Genomic DNA, 19,521 nt, shown 5'->3' with positions numbered 1-19,521 from the left:
CATGCCAGGGCTGCGGATGAGCGACCGCGTGCTGCTTACCCTGGTACAGGCATGGTGCCTTGTCCGCCATCCGATGATTTGCGCCCGCACCTTCAATCATAGCGGCGTGCTGCCCGATCCGGCAAGGCCCGCTTCCTATGCAGACAAGTTCCTGTGGCGCAAGATTTTCGACCACAATCCCTTCTTCACCACGGCTTGCGACAAGCTCGCCTCGAAAGCCTACGCTCTGTCCACCTGTCCAGAACTCAAGACCGCTGCGGTTCTGTGGTCCGGATATGACGCGGCAGAACTTCCGGCGGAGCTGCTCACCGGCAATGTCATGGTGAAGGCCAATCATGGCTGCCGCTGGAACATGATGGTGCGCAACGGTGAGGTAGACAGAGCTAGGCTGCGCCGGCGTACGGCACGCTGGATGCGCCACCGCTACGGCAGGAAGCTCGGCGAATGGGGCTACAAGCACGCCAGCAGGCGCATCCTCGTGGAAGAGATGCTCCTCGAGGACGGTCAGCCCGTTGCTTTGGAGTACAAATTCCACGTGTCTAACGGGACGACGGCCTATGTCTATGCCGCGCGTCGGGATGAGCACGGCAACGAACAGAAATGTCATTTCGACCGTGACGGAACCTACGCGCCGCCACCGCCAGGCAGCGGCCCCCAGTGGGTCCGGATCGACCTGCCGGCATCCTTCCCGCGCATGCTTGCCATCGCCGAGCGGCTGACCGCGCCGTTCGATCACATGCGATGCGATTTCTACGAAATCGAAGGCGCGATCTTCTTTTCCGAATTCTCGGTCTATCCGCTATCCGGCAAAGGCATCATCAACACAAGGCTCAGGGATCTGTGCGCAGACAGCTGGAACCTCAGCCAATCCTGGTTCCTGACCGCGCCGCAAAGCGGATGGCGCAGGCGCTATGCCGGTGCCTTGCGCAGATGGCTGGGCGCAAATGCGCCGCCCGGCAAGGCCGTCTGACATAGGCCGTTCAGCCTCGTTGCCGCACCTATCGGGCCGGCTCCCCTTCCCTTCCATCACCGGCAACGGCTATACTCCCAAATCCGCAACCCAAACTGGTGAATGATGCCGCCTGCGAAAAAGGAAGTCCGTCCGTCGACCCGCGGAGGACGCGTCCGAACGCCTGCCTTCGTGAAAAATCAACGCGGCGTGAAGAACTGGAAGGAAGTCAGCGCCTGGCTGGAATGGCGCGGCATCGAAGACATAGAATGCATCACGCCTGATCAGGCTGGCGTCGCGCGCGGCAAGATGATGCCGTCGAAGAAATTCACTTCCAACACCTCGCTGGCGCTGCCATCGGCAGTGTTCATGACGACGATTTCGGGCGGCTATCCCGAGGACGGCAACGGTTTCCACTATCCGGAGGATGATGGCGACCTGAAGCTGATGCCGGATCTGTCGACGTTGACCGTCGTGCCCTGGGAAGAAGACCCGACGGCCGCCGTCATCTGCGACCTCGTCCATCAGGATGGCCGTTCGGTCGAGTTCACGCCGCGCAACGTCCTGAAGCGCGTGGTAGCAGCCTATGACAAGCGCGGGCTGAAGCCGGTGGTGGCGCCCGAGATCGAATTCTATCTGGTGCGCAAGAACCCCGACCCGGATTATCCGCTGACCCCACCCGTCGGGCGTTCCGGACGGGCAATCGGCGGCGGCGCCGGCTATTCGATCGCCGGCGTCAACGAGTTCGACGAACTGATCGACGACATCTACCATTTCTCCGAAAGCCAGGGCCTGGAGATCGACACGCTGATCCACGAGGAAGGCGCCGGCCAGCTCGAGATCAATCTGCGTCACGGCGATCCGGTCGAGCTCGCCGATCAGGTGTTCATGTTCAAACGCACCATTCGCGAGGCAGCGCTGAAGCATGAGATCTATGCCACCTTCATGGCCAAGCCGATCCAGGGCCAGCCAGGTTCTGCCATGCACATCCACCAGTCGATCATCGACAAGAAGACCGGGCTGAATATCTTTTCGGCGAAGGACGGCTCGGAAACCGACGACTTCTTCCATTTCATCGGCGGCATGCAGAAGCATGTGCCGAACGCACTGGTGATGTTTGCTCCCTACGTCAATTCCTACCGCCGGCTGACGCAGTCGGCCTCGGCGCCGGTCAACAACAAATGGGGCTATGACAACCGCACCACGGCGTTCCGCGTGCCGCGCTCGGATCCGGCGGCGCGGCGTGTCGAAAACCGCATCCCGTCTTCCGACGCCAACCCCTATCTGGCGCTGGCGGCCTCACTTGCCTGCGGGCTGATCGGCATCACCAACAAGATCAAGGCCGAGCCTCCGGTGCTGACCACCGCAAACGCCGATGAGATCGACCTGCCACGCGGCCTGCTCGAAGCCGTCGATCTTTTCGAAGGCGACGAGGAACTATGCGCTCTTCTGGGCAAGTCCTTCGCCGCAACCTATGCAGCGATCAAGCGGGCGGAGTTCGAGACCTTCATGGAAGTGATCAGCCCGTGGGAGCGGGAGTATCTGTTGCTCAACGTGTGAGCGGCGACTTCGTCGTGTGAATGGTGAATAGTGAATGGTGAGTAGTTTCATATTGGATGGATGAGCGCAGACGTCGTGCGTCTCGCAGCCATTCACCATTCACCATTCACCATTGGCTGGTGTCCCCATGCCTTACCAATCACCTATCTCCCCCGGTCGCTCCTGGTACGAAGACACAGCCGGACCACGCCCTGAGTACCCTGCCCTGGACGGCGACCGCAGCTGCGACGTCGTCGTCGTCGGCGGTGGCTTCACCGGGCTGTCGGCGGCCGCTCATTTGGCGAAGGCGGGAGCCCACGTCGTTCTGATCGAGGCGCATCGCTTCGGCGACGGCGCTTCAGGGCGCAATGGCGGCCAGCTCGGCACGGGCCAGCGCGCCTGGGCCGAAGAGATGGAGGCCGAATACGGCTTCTCCCGCGCCAAGGCGCTGTTCGACCTTGCCGAGGAGGCGAAAGCGCACCTGCTCGAATTCGCCGCCGTCAACCAGATCGACATCGACTATATGCCCGGCCAGTTGTCCGTGGCGCACAAGCCGCGTTATCTCGACGACTACAAGGCGCATGCCGAGATCATGGCGGGCCGCTTCAATTATCCGCACATCGCCTTCATGGATGCCAGGGAAACGGCCGAACGGCTGGGCTCCACACGCTACTTCGGCGGCACCCGCGACACCGGCACCGGACACATCCACCCGATGAAGCTGGTGATCGGCACGGCAAAGGTGGCGGCAGCGGCCGGCGCGCACCTGTTCGAGCAGACACTATCGACCGGTGTTACCTCCAGCGGCGGCAAGGTCAGGGTGACGACTTCGAGAGGAACCATCACCGCCCAGAAATGCCTGATCGGTGTAAATGCCTATGGCGGCACGCTCGAGCCGGTGAGTGCCGCGCACATCATGCCCATCGGTTCCTTCATCGGCGCGACGGTGCCGCTGGGCGTCGATTCGAAAGTGCTGCCGGGCGGCGAGGCGGTCGACGATTCGCGTTTCGTCGTGCGTTATTTCCGCAAATCCACGGATGGAAGGCTGCTGTTCGGCGGGCGCGAGGTCTATGGCGTCAACGATCCGAAGGACATCCATGTCCATATCCGCCGGCAGATAGCCGAGCTTTATCCGGAACTGAGCGATGTCGAGATCACCCATGGCTGGGGCGGCTATGTCGGCATCACCATGCCCAGGAAACCGTTCGTGCGCGAGGTGATGCCCAATGTGATCTCGGCCGGAGGCTATTCCGGCCACGGCGTGATGCTGTCGAACTTCTTCGGCAAGCTCTATGCCCAGACCGTCGCCGGCAACCGCGACAGACTGAAGCTGATCGAGGACCTGAACATCCCGGCTTTTCCCGGCGGCCGGCGATTTAGAACGCCATTATTGTTCTTGGCACTGAACTGGTTTGCCCTGAGGGACCGAATATAGGGAAAGTATCTCATATCAGCCGTGGCTGGTACTGAGCTGATTCTATTGAGCTGTTGGTTGCCGCAGCGAGACGTTGCAGAATCCTTAGCAAGAGCGCACAATTCCCCTGAGGGCGCACTGATGCCACAATCAAGGGCAAAGGATGCCGGTTCTGGGCGATTGAACGGGGATTTCTGCGGGCCTGCCCGCTTTGTTGTTGGGACCGATGCCGATCGAATGCCGGGCTGCCGGCGCCGATCGAAAGAACACCGGCTCATCTTTTGGAGGTGGCAAGAGTGAACGAGCCCTTCAGTTTCGGCGCGCCGGAACGTCGGCGCTTCGCCATGCAATTCGGCTATGACATGCGGCCCTCCTTCTGGCAGGGGGTGCGCACGAATTCGCATCTGGTGATCGCCGCGGTCGGCACCGCAGCGCTGCTTGGCGTGGCGGGCATAGCGCTTTGGCTGGCGTTGCCGGCCAGCGACCGGCAAGCGATCGCCAGCACACAGCAGAACGTTCCGACTTTTCCGGTAAAGACGACCAAGATTGCCCCGGTCGCGGCCACGGCTGCCGCGGTAGCGGCGCCACAAGCCGCGCGCAAGGGCGATGCGGTTTCATCGACGGTCGCTGCCGGTGGGGCTGCCATGCCGCCGCTGTCGGCCAACGATCCGCGCTGGACTGCGGCGCAATCCAACAGCGACCCTGCCGCGACGCCATCCGATCAGGCGCCTGCCGAGCAGGCTGCCGCCAAACCGTCCGATGCCGCGGCATTCGAAGAACCGGCGGCGCAGAGCGACGCCACGACGCAGCTGTCAAAGGTCGCTGCTCCCGCCAATGACGACGACGCCGAGACCGCCGCCATACCGACGCCAAAACCGCAACTTCCAAACGAGCAATCTTCCGCCGCAACGGACGATACCCAGGCCAAGGCCAAGCCACAGAAGGTGGCTGCTGCCGCCGGCACCGGACGCATCCTCAGGGCGGTGACAATGCGCAGCGGTCCGCAGAAAAACGCCGCCGCCATGGGGACCGTGCCCGCCAAGTCGTCGGTGCAGGTGATGAGTTGCAAGAAATGGTGCCAGATCGTCTACAACGGCAAGCGCGGCTGGATCTACAAGAGCTACATCAAGACCGGGGCTTGAGACGCAAGCCGCCAGATCTGGTCAGCCGCCGAGCAACCACCTGAAACGGTGTCTTCTGCGAGCAAGTTTGCGCTTCGCCAGGAAATCCCGGTGTTCCTCGAACGGCACCTCATAGAGGCCGCACATTTGGCAGCTTTCCGACTTGCGGCATATCGGGACCCAGCATTTGACGTCGTGTGTCCAGGCGAGCGCGATCCTTTCCAGATGAAGGTTGGACGAACTTTTCAGCAGAATCAGTTCTCCTGGGACTGCCGTCCGTTTGATATGATCCGAAACTTCCTTGGCAGTGCGAAGCTCAATGAAACGGCCGCTGTCGCGGTCGGCCTGGCTGGCGCGCGAGCGATGCGCATTGTCGCCGGTATAAATGACCTCATCGGCGATTTCGCGCGCGATGTTGTAGGCGGCGCCGTATTTCCTCGACGAGCCGGCGTAGTCCGATATCTGCCCCAGCACAATGCGCTTGCGAGCACCCTTGGCCTTTGCAATCATCTCCAGGGCAATGTTGAGCGAATGCCAGGGCGCTTTGGCCGTATCGACCAGGAATTTCGGACCCGCGGATACCTCTTGCACCGTAGAGCGGTTGGGCAGTGGTGCAAACGATGCCGTTCTCGCTACGACTTGCTCTGGCGGGACGCCAAGTTCCAAGGCGGCGGCAACAGCCGCTGCAGTCGGCAGCCAGAATTGCTCGCCGGGAAAAGGCGCTTGAATATTCAGGCTGCCACCGCGCCAATGAAGGGTGAACCGCAGCAATTCCGGATACGCGGCATGCACGTCACTCACGCGGTAGTCTGCCTCGCCGGACTGGCCGAAGGTCGCAATCCGGCATTTCGCGCCAGACGCCATGCCGATCACCAGTGGGTCATCGCAATTGAGAACCGCAAGTCCATCAGGTTGGAGTGCCCCGACCAGCGCCCGCTTCTCTCCCGCCACAGCTTCCAGAGTCTTGAACTTGCCGAAATGCTCCAGACGTATCATCGTAACCACCGCCACACTCGGCTTCAGCATCTGCGCCATGGCGCTGATCGTGCCGAAGTCGGAAGCGCCGGCTTCGAAAACGACGTAATCGACTTTGCCGGCCTTCCTCAGGCGCTTGTAAAGCGTTCGGATGAGCGCAGGCATTGTATTGGCCTGGGCCTGTAGATGCACCTTGCCTTGGGCGGCCAGTATGTGTGCAAGCAGGCTGGTGGATGTGGATTTGCCGGAGCTGCCGGTAATGCCGATGAACGTCGCCTTGTTACGCGCCCGCACCCAGCGCGCCTGCAGCCGTCGCAGCGCCCAGCCCAAGTCCTTGCGAATTTTCAGCAATTCCAGTTTCACACCCCGCCAGCTTTTAGCCCAGCCTAATATGCGTCGTGCCAAGTTCCAGAGTCAAACGGGCGCTGGCGTGCTTCAGCCAAAGATTCTAGCGGCCGAGGAGCCGCAGCAGTCTGTGCTTGCGGCGCTTCGATTTTCTCTGCGCCACAAACTCACGGTGCTGCTCAAACGGCACTTCATAGAGGCCGCATTGCTCGCATCCCTCGGTCTTGCCGCATACCGAAACCCAGCACTGGACGTCGTGGGTCCAGGCAAGAGCGACACGCTCGAGGTGCAGATTGGACGAGCTCTTGAGCAGGATCAACTCGTCAGGCTGCGCGGTTTGGGCGATGTAGTCCGACACTTCCCTGGCCGTGCGCAATTCGATGAAGCGGCCGCTGTCGCGATCTGCCTGGTTCGCCTTGGAGCGATGGGCATGATCGCCGGCATAAATCACCTGGTCTGCAATCTCGCGCGCGCTGCTGTAGGCTTGGGCATATCTGTTATTCGAGCCGGAAAAATCCGATAGCTGGCCAAGAACGATACGTTTTCGCCCGAATGTCGATCCGGCTACCATGTCGAAGGCAAGGCTCAGCGAATGCCAGGGCGCCTTTGCGGCATCCACGATGAAGTGGGGGCCACCCGCGGGGACGAGCACCTGGCCGCGATTTTCCAGAGGCTGGAACGTCGCGGTTCTGTCCTTGACCATCTGCGCAGGCACGCCCAGTTCAAGAGCGGTTGCAACCGCCGCTGACGTCGGCAGCCAGAAATGCTGGCCGGGGAACGACGTCTCGATATCGAGCACACCGCCGCGCCAGTGGAGCGAGAACCGCAACGGCTTGGGATAGGCTGCCTCGATATCGCTGACGCGATAATCCGCCTGCTCCGATGTGCCGAATGTGACGGAACGGCAATAGCTCGCCGAGGCCATGCCCATCACAAGAGGGTCATCGGCATTGAGCATCGCGAAGCCGCCCGGCTCCAGCGCCGCGACTAGGGCGCTCTTTTCTCGAGCGACGTTTTCCACAGTCTTGAAACTGGCCCGATGCTCCAGCCGGACCATTGTGACAACAGCCACGTCGGGGCGAAGCAACTCGGCCATTGGCTTCATTGTATCCGGGCCGAATGCAGCAGCCTCGAAGACGACGTAGTCGGTTTTGCCGCCCTTTCCCATTCGCCTGGATAGGGTCGAGACCAACAGTTTCATAGTGTTGGCCAGAACCTGTGTGTGGACCGAACCCTGGCCAGCCAGGATGTGTCCAAGCAGGCTTCCCGCCGTCGTCTTGCCGGAGCTTCCGGTAACACCGATGAAAATTGCCTTGCTTCGCGCCCGCGCACGCTTGGCCAGGTAAAGCCGCAGCCGCCATCCCAGATCGTAGCGACTTTTCTGCTGCCTGATCTTCATCACCCGCCAACACTATCCACGATCCGTTATGCCTTTCGGGGGATCGAGAAGTCAAACTGGGGTCCGGCGTGACGACGTCAACTGTTCGTTCCTCGGCCGGCCGGCGCACCGATGCGAACTCTTGCCGACATTGCTCTGTCTGCCATGCATTGCGAACAGCGAGGTACTTCCCGAATTGCTCAAATGCAGCGGCCGCCGTCGACCTCCAGCGCCACACCGGTGATGAAGGCGGCTTCGTCCGACGCAAGCCAAAGCGCAGCGTTGGCGATATCGAGCGGCGTCGACAGACGGCCGAGCGGTATCGAGGCACGGAATTTCTCGCGGATCTCCGGCGTGTCAGTGCCCATGAATTTCTCCAGCATGCCGGTCTCGCCGGCGACCGGGCAAAGGCAGTTAACGCGGATGTTCTTGGGCGCGAGTTCGACCGCCATCGACTTGGTCGCGGTGATCGCCCAGCCCTTCGAGGCATTGTACCAGGTGAGCCCCGGCCGCGGCCGCAGACCGGCGGTCGAAGCCGTGGTCAGGATGACGCCGCCGCCCTGCCGCTCCATGATCGGCACCACGGCAAGTGCGGCGTGGTAGATCGCCTTCATGTTGACTGAAGTGATCAGGTCGAAGGTCGCCTCGTCGACGTCGAGCATGTCGCCATTGCGATGGGTGTAGCCGGCATTGTTGACCATGATATCGATGCGGCCGAAGGCGCTTTTTGCGGCATAGACCATCTCGTCGAATTCGGAACGCTGCGAAACGTCGGTCTGGGTCCAGATCGCGGCCTGGCCGATCTCTGCTGCAACGCGCTCCGCGCCCTTGGCGTTGAGGTCGGCGACGACGACCTTGGCGCCCTCTTCGGCAAAGCGCCTGGCCATGCCTTCGCCGAAACCTGACGCAGCACCCGTGATGACGGCAACCTTGTTTTCCAGACGCATGCTTTTTCCGCTCATTGAAGACCCACCTCGCAAGCGCATTCTTCTTTTTTGTTTGATGCGTGTCTGTCTCCCAGAACCGCTTCGCACTTCTGGGCGACACGCATTAGCTTTCGTCACATTCCCGCTTTATGTTGCAGGCGCGAAAGCCCCGGGACCATCGCTTGACGAAAAGCCTCCGGGTGGCAGCCAGTGTCAAGGCACATTTGGAGCGAATCAATATGCAGTGATTTGGCCTTGATGTGACACCATGGCACTGGATAGTTTAAATCGATTAGATTATATCCTGCCGCGTCACAGCGAGCGGCGTCAAAGCGGACAGACCATGACCAGCCAGATCATTCCCGTCGAGCCTTTCGACTTCATCATTTTCGGTGGCACCGGCGACCTGTCGGAACGCAAGCTGCTGCCCTCGCTCTACCACCGCCAGCGCGACCACCAGTTTTCCGAGCCGACCCGCATCATCGGCACCTCGCGCTCCAAGATGAGCGACGAGGAATTCCAGGCTTTCGCCAAGCAGGCGATTTCCCAGCATGTGAAGCCGGCCGACATCGACGCCGAGGAACTCAAGACATTTCTTGCCCGGCTGTCCTACGTATCGGCCGACGCGACGACGGGTGCCGGCTTCGACAAGCTGAAAAAGGCGATCGGCGAAAGCGACCGCATTCGCGCTTTCTATCTGGCGGTTGCGCCGGCGCTGTTCGGCGACATCTCGCACCAGCTGAAAGCCCACAATCTCATCACGCCGAATTCACGCATCGTGCTGGAGAAGCCGATCGGCCGCGACCTCGATTCGGCGCGCAAGCTCAACGACGTGGTTGGAGACGACTTCCACGAAAGCCAGATCTTCCGCATCGACCACTATCTCGGAAAGGAGACGGTGCAGAACCTGATGGCGCTGCGCTTTGCCAACGCGCTCTATGAGCCGCTTTGGAATTCTGCCCATATCGACCATGTGCAGATCACGGTGGCCGAGACCGTCGGTCTTGAAGACCGCGTCACCTACTACGACAAGGCCGGCGCGCTGCGCGACATGGTGCAGAACCACATGCTGCAGCTGCTCTGCCTGGTTGCCATGGAGGCGCCATCGTCGATGGATGCCGATGCCGTGCGCGACGAGAAGCTGAAGGTGCTGCGGGCGCTGAAGCGCATCAACGGCAATGAGGCACCCAAGCACACCGTGCGCGGGCAGTACCGCGCCGGCGCCTCTGCAGGCGGCGCGGTGAAAGGCTATGTCGAGGAACTCGGCAAAGACAGCTCCACCGAGACCTTCGTCGCCATCAAGGCCGAGATCGGCAATTGGCGCTGGGCCGGCGTGCCGTTCTATCTCCGGACCGGCAAAAGGCTGGCGACCCGCGTTTCGGAAATCGTCATCGAGTTCAAGCCGATCCCGCATTCGATCTTCGGCGACAGCGCCGGGCCGATCTCAGCCAACCAACTGGTGATCCGGCTGCAGCCCGACGAAGGCGTCAAGCAGTTCATCATGATCAAGGATCCAGGCCCGGGCGGCATGCGGCTGCGCCAGATCCCGCTCGACATGAGCTTTGCAACATCTTTCGACGGTCGCGCGCCGGACGCCTATGAACGGCTGATCATGGATGTTATCCGCGGCAACCAGACGCTGTTCATGCGCCGCGACGAAGTCGAGGCGGCATGGAAGTGGATCGACCCGATCCAGAACGCCTGGGAAAGCGCCAGGCAGGAGGCGCAAGGCTATACGGCCGGCACATGGGGTCCCTCGGCCTCGATTGCGCTGATCGAACGCGACGGGCGGACATGGCACGAAAGCAATTGAGCGAGCCCGTCTATAACTGGAACGGCTTTGCCGGGCGCCAGGATCTGGCGGCAGCCCTTGCCGGCAATGTCGCGGCGCGCCTGACCAAGGCCATCGACGAGCGCGGCACGGCCCTGCTTGCCGTTTCCGGCGGCACCACGCCGGCAAAGTTCTTTGCAGCACTTTCGGCCATTCCGATCGCCTGGAACAAGGTGACGGTGACGCTGGTCGACGAACGGTTCGTGCCGGCCTCCTCGCCGCGCTCGAATGCGGGGCTGGTGGCGGCCAACCTGCTGCAGAACAAGGCGGCTGCCGCGCACTTCGTGCCGCTCTACCATGAGGCGGCAAGCATCGAGACCGCCGCGGCGGCCGACGATGCGGCGCTGAAGGCTCTGCCCTGGCCCCTCGATGTCGTCGTGCTCGGCATGGGCGGCGACGGCCACACCGCCTCGTTCTTTCCCGACGCCGAGAATCTCGGCGATTTGCTCGACCCAGCCTCATCAAGGATCGTGCTGCCGGTTCACGCGGCAAGCGCCGGCGAACCCCGGTTGACGCTGCCGCTGGCGCGGATCGTCGACGCCGGCTTCATCGCGCTGCATATAGAAGGCGAGGACAAGCGCACCGCCTTCGACGATGCGATGGGACCGGGCGCGAAAAAGCCCATCCGCAAAGTGCTCGAAGCGGCACCCACCCCGGTAGAGGTGTTCTGGGCACCCTGATTTCACGCAAAGTAGTCCCGGCAGACGGTGGAGGACGTTCTTCCGGGGCTCGAAAGGACCGACCATGACAGCCAGACGCGACATCGAAGCCATCACGGAACGCATCCGCCAACGCTCGAAAGCCGGCCGCGAGCGCTATCTCGGCCGCATCGCCGAGGCCTCCAGCCGCACCGCCAACCGCGGCGTCCTGTCTTGCGGCAACCTCGCGCATGGCTTTGCCGTCTGCAGCCCGTCTGAAAAGCTGGCGCTCGGCGCCGACAAGGTGCCGAACCTCGGCGTCATCACCTCCTACAATGACATGCTGTCGGCGCATCAGCCCTTCGAAACCTTCCCGGCGCTGATCAAGGAAGCCGCGAAGGAAGTTGGCGGCATCGCGCAAGTGGCCGGCGGCGTGCCCGCCATGTGCGACGGCGTGACCCAGGGACAGCCCGGCATGGAGCTGTCGCTGTTTTCGCGCGACGTCATCGCCATGTCGGCGGCGATCGGCCTGTCGCACAACATGTTCGACGCCGCCGTCTATCTCGGCGTCTGCGACAAGATCGTGCCGGGGCTGGTGATCGCGGCTCTCACCTTCGGCCATCTGCCGGCGGTGTTCGTGCCGGCCGGGCCGATGACGACGGGCCTGCCCAACGACGAGAAGGCCAAGGTTCGCCAGCTCTATGCCGAGGGCAAGGCCGGACGCGCAGAACTGCTCGAAGCGGAGTCCAAATCCTATCACGGGCCGGGCACCTGCACGTTCTATGGCACCGCCAATTCCAACCAGATGCTGATGGAGATCATGGGCCTGCATACGCCCGGCGCGTCCTTCGTCAATCCAGGCACGCCGCTGCGCGACGCGCTGACGCGCGAGGCGACCAGGCGAGCCCTGGCGATCACCGCGCTCGGCAACGCCTACACGCCGGTCGGCCGCATGATCGACGAGCGCTCTTTCGTCAATGGCGTCGTCGGCCTGCACGCCACCGGCGGCTCTACCAACCACACCATCCATCTCATCGCCATGGCCGCGGCGGCCGGCATCACGCTTACCTGGCAGGACATTTCCGACCTGTCGGAAGCGGTGCCGCTTCTCGCGCGCGTCTATCCGAACGGGCTTGCCGACGTGAACCATTTCCATGCCGCCGGCGGGCTCGGCTTCCTGATCCGCGAATTGCTCGACGAAGGCATCCTGCATGAGGATGTGCAGACGGTATGGGGCGAAGGCCTGAGGCCCTATGCGGTCGAGGCCCGGCTCGGCGAAGATGGCGGCGTCGTGCGTGAAGCCTCGCCGCTGCAGAGCGGTGACGAGAAGGTGCTGGCGCCGTTCAAGAAGGCCTTCCAGCCGACCGGCGGCCTGAAAGTGCTCGCCGGCAATCTCGGCCACGCCGTCATCAAGACGTCCGCCGTGAAGCCGGAACGCCGCGTCATCGAGGCGCCGGCCAAGGTGTTCGACAGCCAGCAGGGACTGAACGAAGCCTTCAAGGCCGGCACGCTGACCGGCGACTTCATCGCCGTCATCCGCTTCCAGGGCCCAAAGGCAAACGGCATGCCGGAACTGCACAAGCTGACCACCGTGCTCGGCATCCTGCAGGATCGTGGCCAGCGCGTCGCGCTGGTCACGGACGGGCGCATGTCTGGCGCTTCCGGCAAGGTGCCGGCGGCGATCCATGTAACGCCGGAAGCGGTCGAGGAAGGGCCGATCGCCAGGATCCATGACGGCGACATCATCCGGCTCGACGCCGATGCCGGCACGCTGGAAGTGCTGGTGCCGGGGCCCGAGCTCGCGCTGCGCCGCACGGCCGACATTGATCTCATCGGCAACGAGTTCGGTTTCGGCCGCGAGCTGTTCGCCGGTTTCCGCCAGCTGGTCGGCCGCGCCGACCACGGCGCCAGTGCTTTCGGCACGGCCTGAGGCATCATTGCCTATTTTGTAAAAAGGGCGGCTCGAGCTCGGTTTGAGGCCGCCCTTTGGTGAGGGATGGATGGCGATTACGGCTGAACCGTAATCTCGCTCCGTTCGCCGGCCTTGACCGTCACCGGCATTTCCTTGTCATGGCCTTGATCGGGCATGTGGCGGAGGACGACATAGTCGCCGGCCGGGATAGTCTGCTGCCAGGTGTCGCCATAGTTCAGGCCGAGCGCCTTGCGGTTGCCCTGGATATCCTTCTTCGACGACAGCACCTCGATCGAATAGGCGCCCGGCGCCGACATCACCAGCACGCCGGCATCGAGCGTCACCTTGACGTCCTTGACGTCGCCAACCTTGACGCTGAAAGGCTGCTCGACGGTTGCGAGCTCAAGCGAGGTGACCGCGACATAATCGTCCGGCGGCAGCCAGAATTTGCTGTCGGGCCCATAGGAGTGGGCGACATCGTCACGCGAGCCGTCGATCTTTTTCTTGGCCTTGACGATCTGGACGCTGATTCCCGAGGAGTCGGCCTTGTCGCCACCTGCAGTGTAGTAGGCGTTGACGGCGGCATGGCCGACGCCGACGACTATGTCTTTTTCCACAGTCTGCCCGGCGGCGAGCTGGATGTTCTCGGTCACCGAGCCGCTGCCGATCGCAACCGTCACCTTCTGCTCACCAGCCGGCACGATGATCCTGGTGTCGCCATAGTGGGTGGTGCTGCCGCCCGGGAAGGCGAAGTCGACATCGGCTTCGTCACTGATCTCGGCGCCCTGGCTTGGCTTCGGATGGATGAGCATGGTGCCGGCGTTCAAGGTGAAGAGCGGCTTGTAGACCTGGCCCGCCTCGATCTTGACCTTCTGTTCCGCCCGAGCTTCGTCGGCGCGCGCGACGACGACATAGTCGCCCGGCTCGAGATTGGCCTCGTAGTTGTTGTACTGGGTGGTGACGGCCTCGCCGTGCGTGCCATCGGCCTTGGCCTTGTAGACCTCCCAGGCATTGCCGTCGGTGATCGGATCGCCGCCTTCGGCCATGACCACGCTCGGGATGAAATTGAATTCGGGCTTTGCCGGTTCAGGGGCTGGAGCTGGGGCTGGCGCCGGTGCGGGTTCAGGTGCCGGAGCCGGCGCGGCGACGGTTTCGACCAGTGCTTCCTGCAGCGCCTTCTCGTCCGAGGCCTGGATATATTTGCCGCCGGTGTTGTCGGCAAGGCAGGCGATCTGCTTGCCCTCGTCAGCGGTCAGGCCGAAGCCGACGACGTCGACTGTGAAATCGACGCCTGAGGCCTCCAGTTCCTTGCCCAGCGCGCACGGGTCACCTTCGCAGGTTTCAAGCCCATCGGTGATGAGGACCACGGTCGCCTTGTCCTCGGTGTATTTCAGAGCTTCGGCCGCCTGCTTGACGGCTGCGGTCAGCGGCGTCTTGCCGAGGAATTTCAGGCTGTCGGCAGCGGCCGAAATGGCGCTAGCCGAGCCGGCTTGCGGCGGCACGATCAGTTCGATGTCGTCGCAGCTGCCCTTTTCGCGGTGGCCATAGGCCATGAAGCCGATCTCGTCGTCGCCCGGGACCGACTGCAGCACGGTCCTCAGCGATTCGCGCGCGATCTCGAGCTTCGGCTTGCCGTCGATCTGGGCCCACATCGAGCCCGAAGCGTCAAGAATGATGATGACCTTGTTGGCGGCAAAGCCGAGCGAAGTCATCGACAAAAGGAGCAGCGCCGCAGCGACGCTCCGCAAAAGTCCCGCCATGGAAATCTCCTTGAGACCGCCCTCTGATCCGCGCCGGAAGCTATTTGACGGCGCGTCCGGGCACAAGCCCCGGAGCGGGTTACGAACGGTTGCCGTGTAACAGGATCGGCGCCGGCCGAGGCCTGTTCCGAGGCCGGCTCAGCACCGCGTCAGTACGTGGTGCGCCGCTCTTCGGAAGGCGGACGGCCGAACTGCAGCCGATAGCTCTGCGCGAAATAGGAGTGCGAGGTAAAGCCGGTGGCAATGGCCACGTCGAGGATCGGCATGTTGGTCTGGCGCAGCAGTTCGCGCGCCCGCTCAAGCCTGAGCCGCATGTAGTAACGACCGGGCGTGACGCTCAAATGGCGCAGGAACAAGCGCTCGACCTGGCGCACCGACAGGCCCGCCGATTTGGCAAGCTGCACGGCTGATAGCGGCTCGTCGAGATGGTCGGCCATCAGTTCGACGATGCGCCTTAGCTTCTCCGACTTGCCGGTCAGGTCGCGCTCCGGCCCGACGCGCTGGCGGTCGCCGGCGGAGCGGATGCGCTCATGCTGGAACTGGTTGGCAACGCCGTTGGCGAGGTTCGAGCCGAAGTCGCCACGCACGATCTCCAGCATCAGGTCGATCGAGGTGGTGCCGCCGGCGCATGTGTAGCGCTTGCGGTCGATCTCGAAGACGTTGCCGGTGCAATTGATGTCGGGAAAGCGCTCGACGAAGCCGGCGCGGTTTTCCCAATGGATGGTGCAGCGATAACCTTCGAGCTGACCGGCTTCGGCCAGGAGGTAAGAGCCCACCGACAGCGCGCCGAGCGCATTGCCGCGCCGGCCCCAGCTGCGCAGCGCCGCCAGCACCTTGCTCTTGCCGGGGAACTCGACCGACAGGCCCACCGACACGAACAGGATATCGACCGGCGGCAAATCGGCGACGGCATAGTCGATCTTGAGCGGCAGGCCGTTGGAGGCCATGACGGGATCGCCGTCGGCCGAGACCGTCGTCCAGCCATAGAAATCGCGGCCGAGCAGGCGGTTGGCCGAGCGGAAGGTATCGATCGCCGCTGCCAACGAAAACATCGAAAACTTGTCGACCAGCAGGAACGCGAATTGCCGGCCCCCTTGAACGGGATCATCCACGACCGGCCGTTCAGAGGGAATAGTAAGGTTCGGCAAAGAAGCTGCTTTCTGGGTCAGAAGGAAGGCCGCTTCAAGCCGGCCGCAAGGTAGGCTGAGGCTAACGTATTGGCCATCAGCATGGCAATGGTCATCGGTCCGACACCGCCGGGCACGGGGGTGATGGCGCCGGCGGCCTTGGCCGCTTCGGCATAGGCTACATCGCCGACGAGGCGGGTTTTGCCTTCGCCTTTCTCGGGTGCGGCAATGCGGTTAATCCCGACATCGATCACGGTGGCGCCGGGTTTGACCCAGTCGCCCTTGATCATTTCGGGCCGGCCGACGGCGGCAACCAGAATGTCGGCTGTGCGGGCCAGCGCCGGCAGATCCTTGGTGCGGCTGTGGGCAATGGTGACGGTGCAGTTGGCGGCAAGCAACAGATTTGCCATCGGCTTGCCGACGATGTTGGAGCGGCCGACGACGACCGCGTTGAGGCCGGAAAGATCCTTGCCGCGCACGCGTTCGATCAAAAGCATGGAGCCAGCCGGCGTGCAGGGCACGAAGGCTGTTTCGAGTTCGCCGGTGCCGAGCTTGCCGACATTGATGAAATGAAAGCCGTCGACATCCTTTTGTGGCGCGATGGCCTGGATGATCTTGCCGGCATCGATATGGGCGGGAAGCGGCAGCTGCACCAGAATGCCGTTGATGGCCGGATCGGCGTTGAGTTCGCCGATGATCTTCAGCAGTGCCGCTTCGGACGTGTCGGCCGGCAGTGTGTGCTGCAGCGAATGAAAGCCGCATTCCTTGGCGGTGCGCGACTTCGACGCGACATAGACCTGGCTTGCCGGATCCTCGCCGACGATGACCACCGCCAAGCCGGGCTGGGCCTTTCCCTTGGCGACCAGGTCCTCGGTCAAGGCCTTGACCTTCTGAACCACGTCTGCGGCGACGATCTTTCCGTCAATCACTTCGGCCATGAACCATCCTCGACATCATTCCAGCCAAGGCGCGGCGCGCGCCTTGAACGTTGCTTCGTGCATGTCGTTGTTCCAAACGTTCCGCCCATTCGGGTAAAGCCCGACGGCAGCGTTTTTTGGGCGCCATGCTGCGCGGCATTGTCACGAAATTTGGCCTAAGCAATCCCGTCAAAGCGCCGTCACATGCCGTAAACTCGAAACCGGCAGCTTTTATTCTGTGCTGACGGGCTCAGAGCGACTCATCCTTTCACGGAAAGGCTGAACCGCTCTATTTCTTGTTTTGACGCAATTCCCAAGGGAAAGCGCGCTACGCGCTTTTCCCGGGAAAACCGTTTCACACTTTTCCTGGAATTGCTCAGAAATAGCGGCGGTGCGAACGGCTTTCGGTGAGTTCGCGCACCGCTTCGCGAAATTCGCGCAGGCTGGCGCGGATATCGTCGATTTGCGCCTGCTGGTCTTCCGGCGCCGCCCCAGCGGGCTGCGGAGAAGACCACGGCCCGGACGCCGCGGGCAGCGGCTGAGCCTGCGAATAGGCATAGTCAGCCGGCTGACGAGGCTGCGCGTAGCCAGGCTGCTGCGCAGGGGAATTGGCGTGCGGAACCTCGTTCCGGAAGTCCGGCTGGCGATAGCCCACAGGCTCCTGCACCGGCCTTGTATATTCGGCGGCTGGTTGGGCGCGGTAGGTCTCGACGGGTTCGCCTGACGTCCCGCTACCCGGCGCGGCTTTGCGCATCGCCGAGAACAGTCCGTCGAACAGACCTGGGCTCCGGGCGGGAACGGCCGCGGTCGGCAACACCGGAGGTGCTGCCGGTGGCGGCGCCACAGGCAGCGGCGCGCGATAGACCTTGTCCTCGACCGGAGGGCGGCGCTCGTCCATTCTGCCGCGCGAACGCGAATTGGCAGCGCCGCGCAGGCTGGCAAAGGCGCCGCGCATGGCGCCGACACCGATGCCCGAAGCAAGCCCGAGCAGCAGGCCGGCCAGCGCTATTACAGCCCGCGACGGTCCGTTGGGTTCGAGCGGCGGTTGCGCGGGGGTCATCAGATTGATGTTGGTGGTGTTGATGTTTTGCTGTTCGCCGGTCTCCTTGGCGCGCAGAAGGTACTGTTCGTAGACGGAGCGTTTGGCGGTGGCATCGCGCTCCAGTTCGCGCAGGCTGACCAGATCGCTGTTGACGTCGCCGCTCTGGACCTTTGCCTGAGCCAGGCGGGAAGCGAGATCCTGCTCGAGCTGGACCGAGCGCTTCAAATCGACCTGTAGCGACGAGGCGATGCGGCGCAGTTCGCCTGCGATGCGCTCGCGCGAGCCGTTGAGCTGGGCACTGAGCGCCTGGTATTCGGGATGACGCGGTCCCAGACGCACGGCGGCGCGGTCGGCCTCCTGCTTCAAAGCTGCATATTGCGCGCGCAGTTCGCTCATCGTGTTGGAATTGATTTCTTCCGGCAACGTGCCGTTGATGACCGAATTGACGTCCAGCGAACGCGCCGACGCGGCCCGGGCATTGAGTTCCAGCGTACGGGCCCGGGTGACTGAGAGCTGCTCGTTGAGCTTCAGCATCTGGTCGTCGCTGATCAGATGGCCCTGCGCGTCGACGAGATCATGCGTGGCCCTGAAATCCTCGACCTTGCGCTCCGCTGTCTCGACATTCTTGCGCAGGTCATCGAGCTTGGCCGTCAGCTGGTCCGTCGCGCGCCCGGCCATCCCGAACTGGTATTGGGCCGCCTCCTGCTGGAAAACGTCCCTGGTCCTATTGGCTATCTCCGCCGATTTGTCGGCGCTTTGAGTGGTGGCGCTGATGGAAACGACAAAGCTCTTGCCGCTGCGCTCAACCGACAGGCTCTTGGCCAGATTGCCGACCGCCAGCGCCTGGCGGCGCACTTCACCGCCGCCGCCAGGGCCATCCTGGCGCGACAGTATCGAGCGAATGAGCGACAGGACGCCAAGGCCGCCAGAGCCCTGTCCGTTGAATTCCGGATCGTCGACGAGATTGAGATCGGCCACGACCTTGTCGAGGACCTTGCCGGATGTCACCATCTTGATGCGGGTTTCGACAACAGCCAGCGCCGCATCGGGCTGCCCGACCGGTTGGGTGAGATCGTTGTCGGAAAGCTTCAGGTCGCCTGGCTCGATGACCATCTGTGTGGTGGCTTCGTATTTCTTCGGTGTCGAAACGGCGACGGCGACGCCGAGCACCGTCCCCAATATCGTCGTCGAGACGATCAGCAACTTGGAACGACTAATGCCGCGGACGACCTGGAGCGGATCGATCAGCGGTTTCCATTCCTGCCCGTCATCGTCGTCGCGGTCCGGTCGCTGCTCGTGGAAAGAGCGGGGCTCATAGGCGGCGTGCTGCTGACGCCGGCCGGAAATAGGCTCCTCACGCGCGCTGCCGGCCGAAACGGGTTCGCCGTCGGCCTGGAACTGCGGCGGCTCGGGCGGTGACGTTGGCGCCGGATTCGACCGCGCCTCGCGTTGCGAGCGGGCTATGCGGTGACGCGTGGCGGCATCCTCGCGCCATGACGGATCCACCCGGTCACCGATCGAGACCGCCGACGCATCCGCCGCCTCATCGCCGCGCACGGCTTTGCCGAGCGCCAGGAGGGAACGCTCGCGCCTCCAGTCTTCACGGTTTTCCCTGTCGACCATTGTCTCGAAACTTTACCTTCGACG

The 19,521-nt window shown here is 63.0% G+C and carries 14 protein-coding genes; 7 read left to right on the top strand and 7 right to left on the bottom strand.

The annotated features are described in order from the left end of the window. Position 1: 1 nt before the first annotated feature. The 4 genes from ACYG9V_RS09125 (at position 2) to ACYG9V_RS09110 (ending at position 5,044) form a co-directional block, all read left to right on the top strand. Positions 2-970 (top strand): ATP-grasp fold amidoligase family protein, encoded by a 969-nt coding sequence (locus ACYG9V_RS09125; RefSeq protein WP_050588078.1) that lies wholly within the window; start codon positions 2-4, stop codon positions 968-970. Positions 971-1,072: 102 nt separating this feature from the next. Then, complete coding sequence (locus ACYG9V_RS09120; protein ID WP_023669313.1) at positions 1,073-2,509, top strand: glutamine synthetase family protein; 1,437 nt, start codon at positions 1,073-1,075, stop codon at positions 2,507-2,509. Between the two features lie 127 nt (positions 2,510-2,636). Further along, positions 2,637-3,923: an NAD(P)/FAD-dependent oxidoreductase gene (locus tag ACYG9V_RS09115; protein WP_023806620.1), complete on the top strand. Its 1,287-nt coding sequence runs from the start codon at positions 2,637-2,639 to the stop codon at positions 3,921-3,923. Between the two features lie 275 nt (positions 3,924-4,198). Beyond that, a complete protein-coding gene (locus ACYG9V_RS09110; RefSeq protein WP_352765663.1) occupies positions 4,199-5,044 on the top strand; it encodes an SH3 domain-containing protein in 846 nt (281 codons plus the stop codon). 21 nt (positions 5,045-5,065) lie between these two features. Here the strand turns inward: ACYG9V_RS09110 and ACYG9V_RS09105 are convergent, their stop codons facing one another. The 3 genes from ACYG9V_RS09105 to ACYG9V_RS09095 all read right to left on the bottom strand — a co-directional run bounded on the left by ACYG9V_RS09105 (position 5,066) and on the right by ACYG9V_RS09095 (position 8,668). Next, complete coding sequence (locus ACYG9V_RS09105; RefSeq protein WP_023753883.1) at positions 5,066-6,361, bottom strand: Mur ligase family protein; 1,296 nt, start codon at positions 6,359-6,361, stop codon at positions 5,066-5,068. An 85-nt stretch (positions 6,362-6,446) separates the two neighbouring features. After that, a complete protein-coding gene (locus ACYG9V_RS09100) occupies positions 6,447-7,742 on the bottom strand; it encodes a Mur ligase family protein (protein ID WP_023704507.1) in 1,296 nt (431 codons plus the stop codon). A gap of 179 nt (positions 7,743-7,921) precedes the next feature. Next, complete coding sequence (locus ACYG9V_RS09095) at positions 7,922-8,668, bottom strand: SDR family oxidoreductase (protein WP_027049416.1); 747 nt, start codon at positions 8,666-8,668, stop codon at positions 7,922-7,924. Positions 8,669-8,990: 322 nt separating this feature from the next. Between ACYG9V_RS09095 and zwf the strand changes: the two genes are divergently transcribed. From zwf to edd, 3 genes are all read left to right on the top strand, one after another. Next, positions 8,991-10,460: a glucose-6-phosphate dehydrogenase gene (gene zwf, locus ACYG9V_RS09090; RefSeq protein ID WP_023669307.1), complete on the top strand. Its 1,470-nt coding sequence runs from the start codon at positions 8,991-8,993 to the stop codon at positions 10,458-10,460. Continuing rightward, on the top strand, positions 10,442-11,158 hold the full coding sequence (pgl, locus tag ACYG9V_RS09085) for a 6-phosphogluconolactonase (RefSeq protein ID WP_023701816.1): 717 nt from the start codon (positions 10,442-10,444) through the stop codon (positions 11,156-11,158). Before zwf ends, pgl begins: the two co-directional genes overlap by 19 nt. Before the next feature lie 64 nt (positions 11,159-11,222). Next, on the top strand, positions 11,223-13,046 hold the full coding sequence (gene edd / locus ACYG9V_RS09080; RefSeq protein WP_023747208.1) for a phosphogluconate dehydratase: 1,824 nt from the start codon (positions 11,223-11,225) through the stop codon (positions 13,044-13,046). Positions 13,047-13,123: 77 nt separating this feature from the next. Here the strand turns inward: edd and ACYG9V_RS09075 are convergent, their stop codons facing one another. From ACYG9V_RS09075 to ACYG9V_RS09060, 4 genes are all read right to left on the bottom strand, one after another. After that, positions 13,124-14,788, bottom strand: a complete 1,665-nt coding sequence (locus ACYG9V_RS09075) for a vWA domain-containing protein (protein WP_023697312.1) — start codon at positions 14,786-14,788, stop codon at positions 13,124-13,126. Positions 14,789-14,937: 149 nt separating this feature from the next. Beyond that, positions 14,938-15,936: a GlxA family transcriptional regulator gene (locus ACYG9V_RS09070; RefSeq protein ID WP_032888631.1), complete on the bottom strand. Its 999-nt coding sequence runs from the start codon at positions 15,934-15,936 to the stop codon at positions 14,938-14,940. A gap of 17 nt (positions 15,937-15,953) precedes the next feature. Continuing rightward, on the bottom strand, positions 15,954-16,853 hold the full coding sequence (folD, locus tag ACYG9V_RS09065) for a bifunctional methylenetetrahydrofolate dehydrogenase/methenyltetrahydrofolate cyclohydrolase FolD (RefSeq protein WP_023669302.1): 900 nt from the start codon (positions 16,851-16,853) through the stop codon (positions 15,954-15,956). Positions 16,854-17,208: 355 nt separating this feature from the next. After that, a complete protein-coding gene (locus tag ACYG9V_RS09060) occupies positions 17,209-19,497 on the bottom strand; it encodes a GumC family protein (RefSeq protein WP_352765665.1) in 2,289 nt (762 codons plus the stop codon). Positions 19,498-19,521: the final 24 nt, after the last annotated feature.

Source organism: Mesorhizobium sp. W016, assembly GCF_054719485.1.
The sequence above is the reverse complement of the archived record's forward strand: the minus strand, read 5'-3'. Positions and strand labels throughout refer to the sequence as shown.

Coding starts and splice junctions, on each gene's coding strand:
- ACYG9V_RS09125 (WP_050588078.1), top strand. CDS start 2: ATGCCAGGGCTGCGGATGAGCGACCGCGTGCTGCTTACCCTGGTACAG.
- ACYG9V_RS09120 (WP_023669313.1), top strand. CDS start 1,073: ATGATGCCGCCTGCGAAAAAGGAAGTCCGTCCGTCGACCCGCGGAGGA.
- ACYG9V_RS09115 (WP_023806620.1), top strand. CDS start 2,637: ATGCCTTACCAATCACCTATCTCCCCCGGTCGCTCCTGGTACGAAGAC.
- ACYG9V_RS09100 (WP_023704507.1), bottom strand. CDS start 7,742: ATGAAGATCAGGCAGCAGAAAAGTCGCTACGATCTGGGATGGCGGCTG.
- ACYG9V_RS09095 (WP_027049416.1), bottom strand. CDS start 8,668: ATGCGTCTGGAAAACAAGGTTGCCGTCATCACGGGTGCTGCGTCAGGT.
- zwf (WP_023669307.1), top strand. CDS start 8,991: ATGACCAGCCAGATCATTCCCGTCGAGCCTTTCGACTTCATCATTTTC.
- pgl (WP_023701816.1), top strand. CDS start 10,442: ATGGCACGAAAGCAATTGAGCGAGCCCGTCTATAACTGGAACGGCTTT.
- edd (WP_023747208.1), top strand. CDS start 11,223: ATGACAGCCAGACGCGACATCGAAGCCATCACGGAACGCATCCGCCAA.
- ACYG9V_RS09075 (WP_023697312.1), bottom strand. CDS start 14,788: ATGGCGGGACTTTTGCGGAGCGTCGCTGCGGCGCTGCTCCTTTTGTCG.
- folD (WP_023669302.1), bottom strand. CDS start 16,853: ATGGCCGAAGTGATTGACGGAAAGATCGTCGCCGCAGACGTGGTTCAG.
- ACYG9V_RS09060 (WP_352765665.1), bottom strand. CDS start 19,497: ATGGTCGACAGGGAAAACCGTGAAGACTGGAGGCGCGAGCGTTCCCTC.